The 16,251-nt window shown below is 52.6% G+C and carries 12 protein-coding genes; 8 read left to right on the top strand and 4 right to left on the bottom strand.

The genetic code is table 11. The features are described 5' to 3' along the window. Positions 1–114 precede the first annotated feature (114 nt). From mrcB to fhuB, 5 genes are all read left to right on the top strand, one after another. On the top strand, positions 115–2,658 hold the full coding sequence (gene mrcB / locus BSPA111_RS19605) for a bifunctional glycosyl transferase/transpeptidase (protein ID WP_183272814.1): 2,544 nt from the start codon (positions 115–117) through the stop codon (positions 2,656–2,658). A gap of 211 nt (positions 2,659–2,869) precedes the next feature. After that, on the top strand, positions 2,870–5,041 hold the full coding sequence (gene fhuA, locus BSPA111_RS19610) for a ferrichrome porin FhuA (protein WP_183272815.1): 2,172 nt from the start codon (positions 2,870–2,872) through the stop codon (positions 5,039–5,041). Positions 5,042–5,103: 62 nt separating this feature from the next. Beyond that, positions 5,104–5,901, top strand: coding sequence for a Fe3+-hydroxamate ABC transporter ATP-binding protein FhuC (fhuC, locus tag BSPA111_RS19615; RefSeq protein ID WP_183272816.1), 798 nt, complete (start codon positions 5,104–5,106; stop codon positions 5,899–5,901). Then, complete coding sequence (gene fhuD, locus BSPA111_RS19620; protein ID WP_183272817.1) at positions 5,901–6,800, top strand: Fe(3+)-hydroxamate ABC transporter substrate-binding protein FhuD; 900 nt, start codon at positions 5,901–5,903, stop codon at positions 6,798–6,800. Before fhuC ends, fhuD begins: the two co-directional genes overlap by 1 nt. Further along, on the top strand, positions 6,797–8,782 hold the full coding sequence (gene fhuB / locus BSPA111_RS19625; RefSeq protein ID WP_183272818.1) for a Fe(3+)-hydroxamate ABC transporter permease FhuB: 1,986 nt from the start codon (positions 6,797–6,799) through the stop codon (positions 8,780–8,782). Before fhuD ends, fhuB begins: the two co-directional genes overlap by 4 nt. 210 nt (positions 8,783–8,992) lie before the next feature. On the opposite strand, the gene hemL is transcribed toward fhuB, so the two are convergent. Further along, the gene (hemL, locus tag BSPA111_RS19630; RefSeq protein WP_183272819.1) at positions 8,993–10,273 is read right to left on the bottom strand and encodes a glutamate-1-semialdehyde 2,1-aminomutase; all 1,281 of its coding nucleotides are present in this window, start codon (positions 10,271–10,273) and stop codon (positions 8,993–8,995) included. 138 nt (positions 10,274–10,411) lie between these two features. Here hemL and clcA point away from each other — a divergent pair, with 138 nt between their 5' ends. Together clcA and erpA are read left to right on the top strand one after the other, a co-directional pair. Beyond that, positions 10,412–11,833 (top strand): H(+)/Cl(-) exchange transporter ClcA, encoded by a 1,422-nt coding sequence (gene clcA / locus BSPA111_RS19635; protein WP_183272820.1) that lies wholly within the window; start codon positions 10,412–10,414, stop codon positions 11,831–11,833. A gap of 82 nt (positions 11,834–11,915) precedes the next feature. Beyond that, positions 11,916–12,263 carry an iron-sulfur cluster insertion protein ErpA gene (gene erpA, locus BSPA111_RS19640; RefSeq protein WP_183272821.1) on the top strand — a complete coding sequence of 116 codons (348 nt, stop codon included), beginning with the start codon at positions 11,916–11,918 and terminating at the stop codon, positions 12,261–12,263. A gap of 188 nt (positions 12,264–12,451) precedes the next feature. On the opposite strand, the gene BSPA111_RS19645 is transcribed toward erpA, so the two are convergent. From BSPA111_RS19645 to mtnN, 3 genes are read right to left on the bottom strand one after another with little or no spacing between them, the layout of a single operon-like run. Beyond that, a complete protein-coding gene (locus BSPA111_RS19645; protein ID WP_183272822.1) occupies positions 12,452–13,072 on the bottom strand; it encodes a TRIC cation channel family protein in 621 nt (206 codons plus the stop codon). Positions 13,073–13,093: 21 nt separating this feature from the next. Then, complete coding sequence (gene btuF / locus BSPA111_RS19650) at positions 13,094–13,894, bottom strand: vitamin B12 ABC transporter substrate-binding protein BtuF (protein ID WP_183272823.1); 801 nt, start codon at positions 13,892–13,894, stop codon at positions 13,094–13,096. Next, positions 13,887–14,585 (bottom strand): 5'-methylthioadenosine/S-adenosylhomocysteine nucleosidase, encoded by a 699-nt coding sequence (mtnN, locus tag BSPA111_RS19655; RefSeq protein ID WP_183272865.1) that lies wholly within the window; start codon positions 14,583–14,585, stop codon positions 13,887–13,889. The genes btuF and mtnN overlap by 8 nt, the downstream gene beginning before the upstream one ends. Before the next feature lie 94 nt (positions 14,586–14,679). On the opposite strand from mtnN, the gene dgt reads away from it, so the two are divergent. Next, positions 14,680–16,194, top strand: a complete 1,515-nt coding sequence (dgt, locus tag BSPA111_RS19660) for a dGTPase (RefSeq protein ID WP_183272824.1) — start codon at positions 14,680–14,682, stop codon at positions 16,192–16,194. The last annotated feature ends 57 nt before the right edge of the window (positions 16,195–16,251 follow it).

Consider the following 16,251-nt stretch of genomic DNA (forward strand, 5'->3'; position numbering starts at 1 on the left):
CCTCTCACATTGGGAGAGGGAGGAAACACTGTTTATTTTGAGAGATTTCCTCTTTCGCCTTTGGTGGAAGAAAGGAGAATCAGGCCGTGCGCCTTATTTTTGGTGGAGAAAGCAATGGCGGGGAATGACCGCGAACCGATTGGACGTAAAGGTAAACCTTCACGTCCTGTAAAAGAGAAAGTAAGCCGCCGTGTCCGCGAAGAGGAATACGATGCGGATTACGACGATGATTATGACGACGAGGAACCGATGCCACCGCGTAAAGGAAAAGGCAGCGGCAATGGCCGTCCGCCACGTAAAAAGCGCCGCTGGTTGTGGTTCTTACTAAAACTGTTTGTCGTTTTTGTTGTGCTGTTCGTGATTTACGGCGTCTATCTGGACCAGAAGATCCGCGCGCGTATTGATGGCAAAGTCTGGCAACTCCCGGCGGCGGTATATGGCCGCATGGTGAACCTTGAACCAGACATGCCGTACAGCAAAAAAGAGATGATCAACCTGCTGGAAGCCACGCAATATCGCCAGGTGACGAAGATGACTCGCCCTGGTGAATTTACGGTGCAGGGCAACAGTATTGAGATGATCCGTCGCCCGTTTGATTTCCCTGACAGTAAAGAAGGGCAGATCCGCGCACGTCTTGTTTTTGATGGCGACCATCTTGAATCGATCCAGAACATGGATAACAACCGCAGCTTCGGTTTCTTCCGTCTGGATCCGCGTTTAATCACTATGTTGTCTTCACCCAATGGTGAACAGCGTCTATTCGTGCCACGCACCGGATTCCCGGAACTGCTGGTTGATACGTTGATCGCTACGGAAGATAAGCACTTCTACGAACATGATGGGATCAGCTTCTACTCCATCGGTCGTGCGGTGCTGGCGAACCTGACTGCCGGTCGTACGGTGCAAGGTGCGAGTACGCTGACGCAACAGCTGGTTAAAAACCTGTTCCTGTCGAGCGAACGTTCTTACGTGCGTAAAGCTAACGAAGCGTACATGGCGCTGATCATGGACGCCCGTTACGGTAAAGATCGCATCCTTGAGCTGTATCTGAACGAAGTGTACCTCGGCCAGAGCGGCGATAACGAAATTCGCGGTTTCCCGTTGGCGAGCTTGTACTACTTTGGTCGTCCGGTTGAAGAGCTGAGCCTTGACCAGCAAGCGTTGCTGGTCGGCATGGTGAAAGGGGCGTCGATCTACAACCCATGGCGTAACCCGAAACTGGCGCTGGAACGTCGCAACCTTGTGCTGCGCTTGTTACAAGAGCAGAAGGTGATCGACCAGGAACTTTACGAGATGCTGAGCGCTCGTCCTCTGGGTGTGCAGCCGCGTGGCGGGGTGATTTCGCCGCAGCCTGCATTTATGCAGATGGTGCGTAACGAACTCCAGGCCAAGCTTGGTGATAAAGTTAAAGACCTGTCCGGCGTGAAGATCTTCACCACTTTTGACTCCGTTTCCCAGGACGCGGCAGAGAAAGCAGTGAGCGAAGGCGTACCGGTTCTCCGCGCTTCTCGTAAGCTGAAAGATCTTGAAGCAGCAATGGTGATTGTTGACCGTTCAACCGGCGAAGTTCGTGCCATGGTTGGGGGGGCGGAAACACAATATGCAGGCTTTAACCGCGCAATGCAGGCACGCCGTTCTATCGGTTCTCTAGCCAAACCTGCAACGTATCTGACAGCGTTAAGCCAGCCCGATGCCTATCGCCTGAATACCTGGATTGCCGATGCACCGATTGCGCTGAAGCAGCCAAATGGTCAGGTTTGGTCGCCGCAAAACGATGATCGTCGCTATAGCGGTCAGGTGATGCTGGTTGATGCGCTGACACGTTCGATGAACGTACCAACGGTGAATCTGGGTATGGCGCTTGGCCTGCCAGCCGTCACCGACACCTGGATTAAACTGGGTGTGCCGAAAGACCAGTTGCATCCGGTTCCGGCAATGTTGCTGGGCGCATTGAACCTGACGCCAATTGAAGTGGCTCAGGCGTTCCAGACCATTGCCAGTGGTGGTAACCGCGCAACGCTGTCTGCATTGCGTTCGGTGATTGCTGAAGATGGTACCGTGCTGTATCAAAGCTTCCCGCAGGCGGAACAGGCAGTTCCTCCACAGGCGGCTTACATGACGCTGTACACGATGCAGCAGGTTATGGCTCGTGGTACTGGGCGTGCGTTGGGTGGCAAGTATCCGAACTTGCATCTGGCAGGGAAAACGGGGACCACCAACGATAACGTTGATACGTGGTTTGCCGGGATTGATGGTAAAGAAGTCGCCATCACCTGGGTTGGGCGTGATAACAACCAGCCGACCAAACTGTACGGTGCGAGCGGGGCGATGTCGCTTTACCAACGCTACCTGGCGAACCAAACGCCAATTCCGTTGGTGCTGAACCCACCGGAAGATATCGTCGATATGGGCGTTGATAGCGCAGGTTACTTCCAGTGCGGTGGCGGTGGTGATCGTGTGCTGCCAGTGTGGACGACGAATCCGGATGGATTGTGCCAGCAAAGCCAGCAGGTTGAGCAGAACAATAATCCGTTTAGCCAGTCGCAGCAGCAGCCTCAACAGCAGCCGCAACAACAACAGCAGCAACCGCAGCAGCAACAACAAGAGTCAGGTGATGGTGTTGCCGGTTGGATAAAAGACATGTTCGGCAGTAAGTAATCGTTACTGCTTTCCAAAAAAGCCTTCGTTTATACCGGGGGCTTTTCTTTTTTCATACTCCATGTAATTACTCTGGTTAATTATTATTCCCTCGCACTTACAAGGGGTGTGATCCGCTTGCTATGCGCTTTCCGTTTCGTCTATTATTCTGCGGCATAATAATAATTCTCGTTTTCGTTATCATTCGTCACTTCATCAGAGATAAAGCACAATGGCACGTTTAAGAACTGGACAACCAGTCAACACCTCTATTCGCAAGCTCGCTTTTTTTGTTGCTGCCGCTGTAAGCGGTGTCAGCGCACCGAGTTTTGCCGCTGATAGCACAGCAACCAAAGAAGATACCATCACCGTTTCTGCAAGCGCGGCTGATGAAAGTGCATGGGGCCCGTCTCCGACGATTGCGGCTAAACGCACGGCAACCGCCACCAAGACCGATACGCCAATTGAAAAGACTCCGCAGTCTATTTCTGTTGTGACGCGTGAAGAGATGGATACTCACCAGCCAGCTTCCGTTAAAGAAGCGCTGGGCTATACGCCGGGCATTACCGTTTCAACTCGTGGCTCTTCAGACACGTATGACGCGGTGAAAATTCGTGGTTTCGGTTCTGTTAACCAGAACAACTATTTAGATGGTCTGAAGCTTCAGGGTGATTTCTACAACGAAGTCATCATCGACCCGTATATGCTTGAGCGCGTGGAATTAATGCGTGGCCCAACGTCCGTACTGTACGGAAAAAGCAGCCCAGGTGGCATCATCACTATGGTGAGCAAACGCCCAACCACTGAACCGCTGAAAGAAGTGCAGTTCAAAATGGGTACCAACAACCTGTGGCAAACTGGTTTTGATTTCAGTGATTCACTGGATGATGCAGGTGAGTACTCTTATCGTCTGACCGGCGTGGCGCGTTCTAACGACGACCAGCAGCAGTTCTCCAAACAGAAACGATATGCGATTGCACCGTCGTTCTCCTGGCGTCCTGACGATAAAACCAATTTCACGTTCTTAGCTAATCTGCAAGACACCCCAGAAACCGGTTATTACGGTTGGTTGCCTAAAGAAGGCACCGTTGAGCCGTTGCCAGATGGTTCGCGCTTGCCGACTAACTTCAACGAAGGTGTACCAAATAACACCTACTCGTTGTCCCATAAAATGGTCGGTTACAGCTTTGACCATGAGTTCAACGACACTTTCACCGTGCGTCAGAACCTGCGTTATGTTGACTCCAAAACCAATCAGAAAAGCGTTTACGGTACAGGTGTAGATTCAACGGGTCATATGTTGACTCGCGGTACCGTTGTGGATAACGAAAAACTGCACAACTTTGCGGTTGATACCCAGTTGCAGAGCAACTTTGCAACTGGCGAAATTGCACATACCTTGCTGACAGGTGTGGATTTCCAGCAAATGCGTAACGATGTGAACGCGACCTTTGGCAGCGCGCCTCCGCTGGATTTGTATAACCCAGTCTATGAAAACTACGATTTTGGCGATGCGGATCCGTATCAGCAAAACAAACAGAAACAGACCGGTATCTACATTCAGGATCAGGCGGAGTGGAACAAGTTTGTTCTGACTGTAGGGGGCCGTTACGATTGGCTCAAACAGTCTACTCTCGCGTACCAGGCGAATAACTTCACCGAGCGTGACGACAGCGAATTCACTGGCCGTGCAGGTCTGAACTATCTGTTCGATAACGGTGTATCGCCATACATTAGCTACAGTGAATCTTTCGAACCCAACTCAGGTGCGGATTTTTACGGCAACACCTTCAAACCTTCTAAAGGCCGTCAGTACGAAGCGGGCGTGAAGTATGTGCCGAAGGATATGGCGGTGGTCATTACCGGTGCGGTTTATCAGCTGACCAAGTCTGATAACCTGATGTCCGATCCTGATACTTCCCACGGTTTTTCCTCCATTCAGGGCGGCGAAATTCGTTCTCGTGGCGTAGAACTTGAGGCAAAAGCGGCGGTTAATGCCAACATTAACGTCACTGCGTCCTACACCTACACCGATGCGGAATACACCACCGACACCACTTTCAAAGGCAATACGCCTGAGCAGGTGCCAGAGCATATGGCTTCACTGTGGGGTGATTACACCTTCAATGAAGGTGCGCTGACCGGTCTGACTATCGGTACTGGCGGCCGCTTCATCGGTTCCAGCTACGGCGACCCGGCGAACAGCTTCAAAGTGGGTAGTGCTGCGGTGCTGGATGCAGTGGTTAAATATGACCTTGGCCGCTTCGGTATGAATGGTTCAAGTGTTGCGGTAAACGTGAACAACCTGCTTGATCGTGAATACGTTGCCAGCTGCTTCGCCACTTACGGTTGCTTCTGGGGCGCAGAGCGTCAGGTTGTTGCGACGGCAACATTCCGCTTCTAAGTTGGTTTAGAATCAGCAATTTAGGGCACGGTTCGCCGTGCCCATCAACAAAGTTGGCTACCATGCAGGACAAACACCTTCATCCCGATACCACGTTTAGCCTCACTGACGTTACCTTCCGCGTACCCGGTCGCACGCTCCTCCACCCCCTGTCGATGACCTTTCCTGTGGGAAAAGTCACCGGTCTGATTGGGCACAATGGGTCGGGCAAATCGACATTGCTGAAAATGCTTGGCCGTCATCAGAAGCCCTCTGAAGGGGAGATTCACCTCAACGATCATCCTCTGGATAGTTGGAGCAGCAAGGAATTTGCGCGCAAAGTCGCGTATTTACCGCAGCAACTTCCTGCAGCAGAAGGGATGACGGTGCGTGAACTGGTGGCGATTGGGCGTTATCCGTGGCACGGCGCGCTGGGTCGTTTCGGTGCGGCCGACAGAGAGTTGGTTGAAGAAGCGATTACGCTGGTTGGGCTAAAGCCTTTTGCGCATCGCCTTGTGGACAGTCTTTCCGGTGGTGAGCGCCAACGTGCGTGGATTGCCATGCTGGTGGCACAAGATAGCCGTTGCCTGCTGTTGGATGAGCCGACATCGGCGCTGGACATTGCCCATCAAGTTGATGTGCTGGCACTTATCCATCGTCTTAGCCAGGAGCGTGGTCTGACCGTGATTGCTGTGCTGCATGATATTAATATGGCTGCGCGCTACTGCGATAACCTCGTGGCGTTGCGCGGTGGCGAAATGATTGCCCAGGGTAGCCCGGCTGACCTGATGCAAAGCGCTACGCTTGAGCAGATTTACGGTATTCCAATGGGCATTCTGCCCCATCCTGCGGGTGCAGCCCCGGTAAGCTTTGTTTACTGATGAGTGAGCTGATTAATCCTTTTTTGAGTCGTCGGCAGTTGCTAACCGCGCTGGCGCTCTCACCGTTACTGCTCAAAATGGGCAATGCACAGGCTGCAACAATAGATCCTCGCCGCATTGTGGCGCTGGAATGGTTGCCCGTCGAACTGATGCTGGCGCTGGGCATCACGCCTTATGCGATGGCAGATATCAAGAATTATCAAGCCTGGGTCGGTGAGCCAAAATTGCCAGAAGGCATTATCGAAGTTGGCTTACGTACTGAACCTAATCTCGAACTTCTCACCCAATTAAAACCGTCGCTGATTCTCTATTCCGCAGGCTATGGCCCGTCACCGGAAAAGATGTCGCGTATCGCGCCGGGTTTAGGTTTTAGCTTTAACGATGGTTCCGGCAAACCGCTGACCGTTGCCCGCCAGTCACTGACGCAACTGGGTGAGAAACTCGGTATGCAGCAAGCGGCAAGCGATCACCTACTGAAGTTCGACCAATTTATCGAGCAGATGAAACCTCGCTTCGCTTTGCGCGGTGACAAACCGGTATTGCTGATGACACTGTTAGATTCCCGCCATGCGCTGATTATTGGGAAAAACAGTTTGTTCCAACAGGTAATGGATTTGCTGGGTGTGAAAAACGCATGGTCGGGTGAAACCAATTTCTGGGGGAGTGCGGTGGTTGGCCTTGAGCGTTTAGCCGAGGTCAAAGACGCCGATGTTATCTGCTTTGATCATAATAACGATGCTGAAATGGCTCGCGTAACCGCGACGCCTCTGTGGAATGCCATGCCTTTCGTTCGTCAGAATCGTTTCCAGCGTGTACCTCCGGTGTGGCTTTATGGCGCGACGCTTTCCGCGATGAGCTTCACAACCACGCTGGCTAAAGCCATAGGGAGCCAGGCGTGAAACATCGTTATGCGCTGTTCCCTGCGTTGCTTTTATCACTGCTGTTTATTCTTGCCTGTGCGCTGACTCTGCATAACCTGAATGCACAACTGCCTTTCGCGCAGTGGACTGCGGCCTTACGACAACCGAGTATTGATGACATCAATCAGATGTTGTTCCACTACAGCTTACTCCCGCGTCTGGCTATCTCGTTATTGGTGGGAGCCGGACTTGGGCTGGTAGGTGTGCTATTCCAGCAAGTGCTGCGTAACCCGCTTGCCGAGCCGACCACGCTTGGCGTGGCGAGTGGCGCGCAGTTGGGCGTCACGGTTGCCACGTTGTGGGCGCTGCCCGGCGGATTTGCGACACAACAGTTCGCGGCATTAGTCGGGGCGGGCGTTGTCGGCTTATTGGTGTTTGGTGTCGCCTGGGGCAAGCGTTTATCGCCAGTCACACTGATTCTTGCCGGTCTGGTGCTTAGCCTGTATTGCGGTGCGGTAAACCAGTTGCTCGCTATTTTCCATCACGACCAATTACAGAACATGTTCCTGTGGAGCACCGGTTCGCTGAACCAGCAAGACTGGGACATCGTTAACGGCTTGTGGCCGCGTCTGGTGGGCGGTTTGCTGCTAACGCTTTTGCTGCTGCGCCCGTTAACGCTAATGGGTCTCGACGATGGCGTCGCACGTAATCTGGGCCTGGCACTTTCGATGGTGCGCCTGGCAACGCTGGTGCTGGCGATTGCCATCAGCGCGTTACTGGTTAATGCGGTTGGGATTATCGGTTTTATCGGCCTGTTCGCCCCGTTGTTGGCGAAAATGCTCGGTGCGCGCCGCCTGGTTGCACGCTTGTTGCTGGCACCGGTTATTGGTGCGTTGATTCTGTGGCTATCGGATCAATCGGTTGTCTGGCTTACCAGCGTATGGCGTGAAATTTCTACCGGTACGGTAACGGCGTTGATTGGTGCTCCTTTACTGCTTTGGCTTTTGCCACGCCTGCGCACCGTTGGCCAGCCAGCCATGAATCAGGGCGATACCGTTCCTGATGAGCGCCAGCATTTAGCATGGTGGGCGTTAATCGGTAGCGGCGTGTTGGCGCTGATTATCGTGACTGCGCTGACGCTTGGGCGCGACGCGTATGGCTGGAATTGGGCGAGTGGTTCGTTATTCCACGACTTGTTGCAGTGGCGCTGGCCTCGGGTATTAGCGGCACTGACGGCTGGCATGATGCTGGCGGTTGCGGGCAGCGTGATACAACGTCTGACCGGCAATGCCATGGCGAGCCCTGAAGTTCTGGGTATCAGTTCCGGCGCGGCATTTGGCGTGGTCGTGATGCTGTTTATTGTACCAGGAAATGCATTTGTCTGGTTGTTCCCAGCGGGCAGTCTGGGGGCGGCAGTCACATTGCTGGTGATTATGGTCACGGCAAGTCGTGGTGGTTTTTCACCCCAACGCATGCTGCTGGCGGGGATGGCGCTGAGTACGGCGTTTACCATGCTGCTGATGTTACTGATGGCCAGTGGCGATCCGCGCATGGCAGGCATACTGACCTGGATTTCAGGATCGACTTATAACGTCACCGGCGATCAGGCCGTCAGAACGCTTATCCTGATGGTGATTTTATTTGCTCTGACGCCTCTGTGTCGCCGTTGGTTAATGATTCTGCCGCTGGGTGGAGCCACCGCGCGGGCGATTGGTATGGCGCTGACGCCATCACGCTTTGCACTGCTTTTACTGGCCGCGACGTTAACGGCTGCGGCCACGATGACCGTCGGCCCGCTGAGTTTTGTTGGTTTAATGGCACCGCATATCGCGCGTATGCTCGGTTTTAGACGCGCAATGCCACAGTTGATGATATCGGCGTTGTTGGGTGGGATGTTGATGGTAGCGGCGGACTGGTGTGGCAGGATGATTCTGTTCCCGGATCAAGTTCCGGCGGGGTTATTGGCAACGTTTATTGGTGCGCCGTACTTCATCTATTTGCTGCGTAAGCAGACTCGCTAATCTTTCTCCTTCTCCTGGGGGGAAGGGCTGGGATGAGGGGGCTATTGACTAAAACCACCCTCACCCTGGCTATTGTTTTCTCCTTCTCCTGGGGGAGAAGGCTGGGATGAGGGGGCTATTGACTAAAACCATCCTCACCCTGGCCCTCTCCCAAAGGGAGAGGGGAATTGCCGGGTTTCCTCCTCTCCCGGAGGGAGAGGGAACGACAGATTAAAGCTTCGCGAACACCCGACGCGCGGCGTCGATGGTTTTCTGAATATCTTCTTTCGAATGCGCAACCGACATAAAGCCTGCTTCAAACGCAGACGGTGCAAGGTAAACGCCTTCTTCCAGCATTAAGTGGAAGAACTTCTTAAAGCGCTCAACGTCACACGCCATCACATCCTGATAGCAGGTCACAGATTCTGCATCGGTAAAGAACAGACCGAACATCCCGCCGACATTATTGACCACCAGGGGAATATTTTCGGCTTCAGCCGCGTTCAACAAGCCATCAGCCAGCATTTCCGTCAACTCGGTCAACGTCTGGTGAATACCCGGTTGTGCGACTTCAGTCAGGCAAGCGTAACCGGCTGCCATCGCGATTGGGTTACCGGAAAGCGTACCCGCCTGATAAACCGGCCCAGTGGGTGCCAGCGCGTCCATGATTTCGCGACGACCACCGAAGGCGCCGACTGGCATACCGCCACCAATAATCTTGCCCAAACAGGTTAAGTCTGGCTCAACACCGTAGTAAGACTGTGCGCCAGCCAGTGCGACACGGAAACCGGTCATCACTTCGTCGATAATAAACAGTGCGCCAAACTCGTCACACAGTGCACGCAGGCCTGGCAGGAAATCATCGTTTGGTGGAATGCAGTTCATGTTGCCCGCAACCGGCTCAACAATAATGCAGGCGATCTCTTGCGGATATTGCTCAAACGCTGCGCGTACTGAGGCAAGATCGTTATAGGTGCAGGTGAGGGTGTGTTTGGCAAAATCAGCCGGAACGCCCGGAGAGTTTGGCTGGCCGAGGGTCAGTGCGCCAGAACCGGCTTTCACCAGCAGGCAGTCGGCGTGGCCGTGGTAGCAGCCTTCGAATTTGATGATTTTATCGCGGCCGGTGAAACCACGTGCCAGGCGAATGGCACTCATGGTGGCTTCAGTACCGGAGTTCACCATACGAACCATATCCATCGTTGGAACCAGTTCAGTTACCAGTTCCGCCATTTTCACTTCCATCTCGGTTGGCGCACCAAAGCTCAGGCCGCGTTCAACCGCTTCAATAACGGCATTGCGGATCGCCGGATGGTTGTGGCCGAGCACCATTGGCCCCCATGAACCGACGTAATCGATATAGGCTTTGCCGTCAGCGTCATACAGGTAAGCCCCGTCAGCACGTTCGATAAACAGCGGCACACCGCCGACACCGGTAAAAGCACGAACAGGTGAGTTAACCCCACCAGGAATGACTTTACGTGCGGCAGCGTACAGGTTTTCAGACTTACTCATGAATCGGCTCCTGATTCGTGGAAATAGTGGCAACACGCTATTCTAAGGGAAACGGTGGACGTTATGAAGGTATTGCCCAAACGCATCGAGGGAGTAGAATGCCCCTTCGATTTGTATTACCAATAAATGATTAGCCAAATGAATCACTCCCACCCCTCTTTTGAAGCACAGCAGGTTGTGCGCTTACGTAGGGGCGACATGGTGCGTCGCCTTATTAGACAGGATAAAACTCCAGTCGCAATTCTATTTATGGCCGCGATAGTAGGGACGTTAGCCGGTTTGATGGGTGTCGCCTTTGAGAAGTCGGTGACGTGGATGCAGCAAAACCGCCTGGCAATGCTGGCGCATGTGGCTGATTACAGTCTCATTGTCTGGCCGTTGGCGTTCATCAGTTCAATGCTTTTGGCGATGGTCGGTTACTATCTGGTGCGTCGTTTTGCTCCGGAAGCGGGGGGATCGGGTATCCCTGAAATTGAAGGGGCTCTCGAAGAATTACGCCCGGTCCGCTGGTGGCGCGTCATCCCGGTTAAGTTTATCGGTGGTATGGGAACGCTCGGTGCGGGGATGGTTCTCGGGCGCGAAGGCCCGACAGTGCAGATGGGTGGCAATATCGGGCGCATGGTGCTGGATATTTTCCGCCTGCGGGGTGCTGAAGCCCGCCATTCTCTGTTGGCAACCGGTGCGGCTGCGGGTTTGTCCGCAGCGTTTAACGCGCCGCTGGCGGGGATACTGTTCATCATTGAAGAGATGCGTCCGCAGTTTCGCTATAACCTGATTTCGATAAAAGCCGTGTTTATTGGCGTGATCATGTCGAGCGTGGTTTTCCGTATTTTTAACGGTGAAAACGCGGTGATTGAAGTCGGGAAGCTTTCGAATGCACCTGTTAATACGCTGTGGTTGTATCTGGTGTTAGGCATGGTCTTCGGTATCGTTGGCGTGTTTTTCAACGCGATGGTGTTCCGCACTCAGGATATGTTCCAGCGTATGCACGGTGGAAACCTCAAAAAATGGGTGATCATCGGCGGCTTGTTGGGTGGCATTTGTGGCGTGTTAGGGCTTATCCAACCCGCAGCGTCTGGCGGTGGTTTTAACCTGATTCCCATCGCGGCTGCCGGAAATTACACGTTAGGGATGCTGCTGTTTATCTTTATTGCGCGTGTGATTACTACGCTACTGTGTTTTTCTTCCGGTGCACCAGGCGGGATTTTTGCGCCTATGTTGGCTTTAGGCACATTGCTTGGGACCGCGTTTGGTATGGCGAGTGCTGCCTGGTTCCCTGTCTATCACCTTGATGTTGGGACATTTGCGATTGCCGGAATGGGCGCGTTGTTTGCCGCATCGGTGCGTGCGCCGTTGACGGGGATCGTGCTGGTTCTGGAAATGACTGACAATTATCAGCTCATTCTGCCAATGATTATTACCTGCCTTGGCGCGACACTATTGGCACAATTTCTTGGCGGAAAGCCGCTATACTCCTCGATCCTTGCGCGAACGCTTGCCAAACAAGAAGCCGAGAAGCAGGCTAAAGAACAGCAAACCCCGAGCGGGGAGAATACTTGAACGATTTACTCGGGTATTAGATAATGACCTTAAAGTCTGGGTATCTTTTTTGTCCGACTACCTATTTCGTTGGGAGCAAATAATGAGTGATGACGTAGCAGCGCTGCCGTTGCAGTTTACAGAAGCAGCAGCCAATAAAGTAAAAACCCTGATCGCAGATGAAGAGAACCCAAATCTGAAACTGCGTGTTTACATCACCGGTGGTGGTTGCAGCGGCTTCCAGTATGGTTTTACTTTCGACGATCAGATCAACGACGGTGATATGACTATTGAGAAGCAAGGTGTTTCGCTGGTTGTTGACCCGATGAGCCTGCAATATCTGGTAGGTGGCGCGGTGGATTACACCGAAGGTCTGGAAGGTTCCCGTTTTGTGGTGACTAACCCGAACGCGAAAAGTACTTGCGGGTGTGGTTCTTCCTTCAGCGTCTAAACCCGTCATACTTCAAGTTGCTGGTGCGTTGACTGCACCCGTGCGCCCCAGTCACATAGTTATCTATGCTCCTGGGGACTTACGGCTTTGTCGCCTTCCTGCAACTCGAATTATTTAGGGTTAGATTTGGTACAAATTAAGATTTTAATAGGGCGGGTAAGCGAAAGCGTTACCCGCTTTTTTATCTCTTATGCTCGGTCATCCAACGCAAACGTCGGCAGTTTAAGGTGCCAACGAATGGCGGCCAGTCGAATAGCCAGGGTGACGACCATGCCAATCATACTGGCTTGTTCTAACGGGACGTGGAACGTGTCATATGCTGTCGCGTGCACAATACCGCCTGCGATACAGGCCGTGGCGTAGATCTCGGTACGCAAGATCATCGGGATTTCACGCGCTAATACGTCGCGAATAATCCCGCCGCCAACACCGGTCAGCACGCCCATGCAAATAGCAATCAGCGGACTGGTGCCAGCCAAAAATGCTTTGTTAACCCCAATCCCAACGAACACCGCAAGGCCGACAGCATCCAGCACCGGCAAAATCCATTTTGGCAGGCGACGCGGCTGGCGCACGAGCAAGATAGTCAGCAAACAGGTGACCATCGCGACCACTAAGTCTGTGGGATCTTTAACCCAAAATACCGGGCCGTTATCCAGCGCCATATCGCGAATGGTCCCGCCGCCGACGGCTGTTACTACGCCCAGCACCAGCACGCCGAAAGGGTCCATACGAAGTTTTCCAGCCAACAGCACGCCGGAGATGGCAAAGACGGCTGTGCCAATGATGTCCAGCCAATAGACGAGCATGGGAGATTACCCTCAGTAAGTTTATTTTTCTGCCAGCTCCTTACAGAGCTGTTTTGCGGCGAGGATAATACGTGGGCTCGAGCGACTAAACCAGTCATCATTCACTGCAATAACCGGAATTTTTAACTGGGTATTCCAAAAATGTTCAACGGGTGGAATCTGGGTCTCATCGCCGGTAATAATAATAGCCTGCGGACGCCGACTAATCACTTGTTCGCGGCTCACTTGCGGCCAGGGAACCCGACTATCAGCAAAGATATTTTGCCCGCCACAGACTTCCAGAATTTCGTTTTGAATCGAACCGCGCCCAGAAGTAAACAGCGGCTGCTGGCCGAATTGTAAAAACACTTTTTTCTTCGGATGCTGGGAGTAGTGCGCTTTCAAATCTGCAAATTCTTTTGCCAGTTGATCAGCGGCGTCTTGAGCGGTTTGTGGTGTTGGACTGTATTGGCTCAGTTGACGCAGTGCGGCAACAACACCTTCGACGGTCGTCGGATCAAGCCAAATAACGTTAATCCCCAGCGCCTGCATCTGATTGACTTGCCGTTCTGCATTTCCACCACGCCACGCCAGCACCACATCGGGTTTTAGCGCCACGATGCGCTCGAGGTTCATCCCTTGCCAGTTTGAGACTTGCTCAAGCTTTTTGGCCGCCTCCGGATAGTTTGACCAGGCGCTAACCGCAACCGGTGTGATCCCCGCAGCGAATGCCAGTTCAGTATTACTCGGCGACAATGAGATAACCCGCGGCGCTGCAATCAGCAACGCCGGGAGACAACATAGCAGCGCGACTAGCCCGCGCCAGAGGTTCTTATTACGCACGCGCCAGTTTCTGTATCAGGTTTTCAACCATCAGCGTGGACTGCTTCGCTGCTACGGCGAGGAACTCGTCAAAGCTCAGGTGAGATTGCTGATCGGCAACGTCAGAAATAGCGCGAACCACGACAAACGGCGTACCAAAATTGTGGCAAACATGCGCAACGGCAGTGGCTTCCATTTCAACCGCGATAGCCTCAGGGAAGTTATGGCGGATTTTTGCCAATGCCACAGAACCATTAATAAAGGCATCACCACTGACAACCAGGCCGCGTACCGCGTTCAGGTTCAACTCGGCAATGCACTCTTCAGCTGCTGCAATCAGTTTGGCATCGGCGGCGAAACCTGCCGGGCAACCTGGCAGTTGGCCGTATTCATAGCCAAAAGCGGTCACGTCTGCGTCGTGATAACGCACTTCATCAGAAACCACGATATCACCGACGTTAAGCGTAGGGGCAAGACCACCCGCAGAACCGGTGTTAATGACAACATCCGGTTTGCAATGCTCAAGTAGCAGCGTTGCACCCATTGCAGCGGCAACTTTACCGATACCTGATTTCAACAATGCCACTTCAACACCGTTAAGCTGACCGGTGTAGATTTCACACCCTGCCAGCGTCAGAGTTTGACGGTTTTCAATTTTGTCACGCAGTAGCGTAACTTCTTCTTCCATTGCACCAATAATGCCTGCTTTCATAGTGATACTCGCTAATGTGGTGGAATTTGAACCAAATTTCAGCGCATAGTCTATCATGGCTGGCAGCGAGGCTTTAAATGGAACAGAGGTGGGCATGAGCGAAATAGATTTCCGCAAGAAAATTAACTGGCACCGTCGTTTCCGTTCGCCCGAAGGACAAAAGAACGAGCATGAGATCCTGCGTATTTTTGAAAGCGATCGCGGGCGAATCGTTAACTCTCCGGCAATCCGCCGTTTGCAGCAAAAAACCCAAGTCTTTCCGCTGGAGCGTAATGCTTCTGTTCGCACCCGTTTGACCCACTCGATGGAAGTTCAGCAAGTCGGGCGCTATATCGCCAAAGAGATATTGAGTCGCCTGAAAGAACAGCAAGATCTTGAACGCTATGGATTGCATGAACTGACTGGCCCATTTGAAAGCATCGTGGAAATGGCGTGCTTGATGCACGACATCGGCAATCCGCCGTTTGGTCATTTTGGCGAGTCGGCAATAAATGACTGGTTCCGTCAGCGCCTGTTTCCGGGAGATGCGGGAAGCCAACCGCGGAGCGACGATCGTTGCCGGGTCGCAACATTACGTCTGCATGAAGGCGAAGATCAGTTGAATGGTTTGCGCCGTAAAGTCCGCCAGGATCTTTGCCAGTTTGAGGGGAATGCGCAAGGTATTCGCCTGGTGCACAACCTTTTACGCATGAATCTGACCTGGGCGCAGGTTGGCTGCATTCTCAAATATACCCGTCCCGCCTGGTTTGTGGGTGAACCGCCAAAAAGCCATGCGTATTTGATGAAGAAACCAGGCTTTTATCTGTCTGAAGAGTCGTACATTGTGCGTCTGCGTGCAGAGCTTGGGCTCGGTGAGTACAGCCGGTTTCCACTGACGTGGATAATGGAAGCGGCTGACGATATCTCTTATTGCGTGGCGGATCTCGAAGATGCCGTTGAGAAGCGCATCTTTAGTGTTGAGCAGCTTTATCAGCACTTATGTGATGCCTGGGGCGAGCGCTGCGAGGGCGATCTTTTTGAGCGAGTGGTGAATGAAGCCTGGGAGAAATCCCGTTCAAATCAGATGCGTCGCAGTACCGAAGACCAGTTCTTTATGTACCTGCGCGTCAATACGCTAAATCAACTGGTGCCTTACGCCGCGCAACGTTTTATCGATAATCTGGATGAGATATTTAGTGGGGAGTTTAATCACGCGCTTCTTGAAGATGACAGCTCATTTGCTCGCTTGTTGGAACTCTATAAACAAGTGGCATTTAAACATGTGTTTAGCCATCCGGAGGTAGAGCAGCTCGAATTACAGGGTTATCGTGTCATTAGTGGTTTACTTGAAATTTACAGTCCGCTACTCAATATATCCTGCGAGGATTTTGCTGAACTGGTGGAAAAAGAAAGTTTACGTCGTCTACCGATTGAGACACGGTTATTCCACAAATTATCGACAAAACACCGGCTTGCTTATATCGAAGCCGTCAATGACTTAGCACCGTCAGCCAGTCATTTCCCAATATGGGAATATTACTACCGCTGTCGTCTGATTCAGGATTATATCAGTGGAATGACGGACTTATTCGCCTGGGATGAATATCGCCGTTTAATGGCCGTGGAATAAGTGAGTTATTGAGTTTTGTAAAGACGGACAATAAATTTTTACTTTTTCCAGTGACTT

Source organism: Buttiauxella sp. A111 (assembly GCF_014189855.1).
In the GTDB taxonomy this organism is placed as follows: domain Bacteria; phylum Pseudomonadota; class Gammaproteobacteria; order Enterobacterales; family Enterobacteriaceae; genus Buttiauxella; species Buttiauxella selenatireducens.

Excerpts from the sequence above, each read along its gene's own strand:
- mrcB (WP_183272814.1), top strand. The coding sequence starts at position 115 with ATGGCGGGGAATGACCGCGAACCGATTGGACGTAAAGGTAAACCTTCA.
- fhuA (WP_183272815.1), top strand. The coding sequence starts at position 2,870 with ATGGCACGTTTAAGAACTGGACAACCAGTCAACACCTCTATTCGCAAG.
- fhuC (WP_183272816.1), top strand. The coding sequence starts at position 5,104 with ATGCAGGACAAACACCTTCATCCCGATACCACGTTTAGCCTCACTGAC.
- fhuD (WP_183272817.1), top strand. The coding sequence starts at position 5,901 with ATGAGTGAGCTGATTAATCCTTTTTTGAGTCGTCGGCAGTTGCTAACC.
- hemL (WP_183272819.1), bottom strand. The coding sequence starts at position 10,273 with ATGAGTAAGTCTGAAAACCTGTACGCTGCCGCACGTAAAGTCATTCCT.
- clcA (WP_183272820.1), top strand. The coding sequence starts at position 10,412 with ATGAATCACTCCCACCCCTCTTTTGAAGCACAGCAGGTTGTGCGCTTA.
- erpA (WP_183272821.1), top strand. The coding sequence starts at position 11,916 with ATGAGTGATGACGTAGCAGCGCTGCCGTTGCAGTTTACAGAAGCAGCA.
- BSPA111_RS19645 (WP_183272822.1), bottom strand. The coding sequence starts at position 13,072 with ATGCTCGTCTATTGGCTGGACATCATTGGCACAGCCGTCTTTGCCATC.
- mtnN (WP_183272865.1), bottom strand. The coding sequence starts at position 14,585 with ATGAAAGCAGGCATTATTGGTGCAATGGAAGAAGAAGTTACGCTACTG.
- dgt (WP_183272824.1), top strand. The coding sequence starts at position 14,680 with ATGAGCGAAATAGATTTCCGCAAGAAAATTAACTGGCACCGTCGTTTC.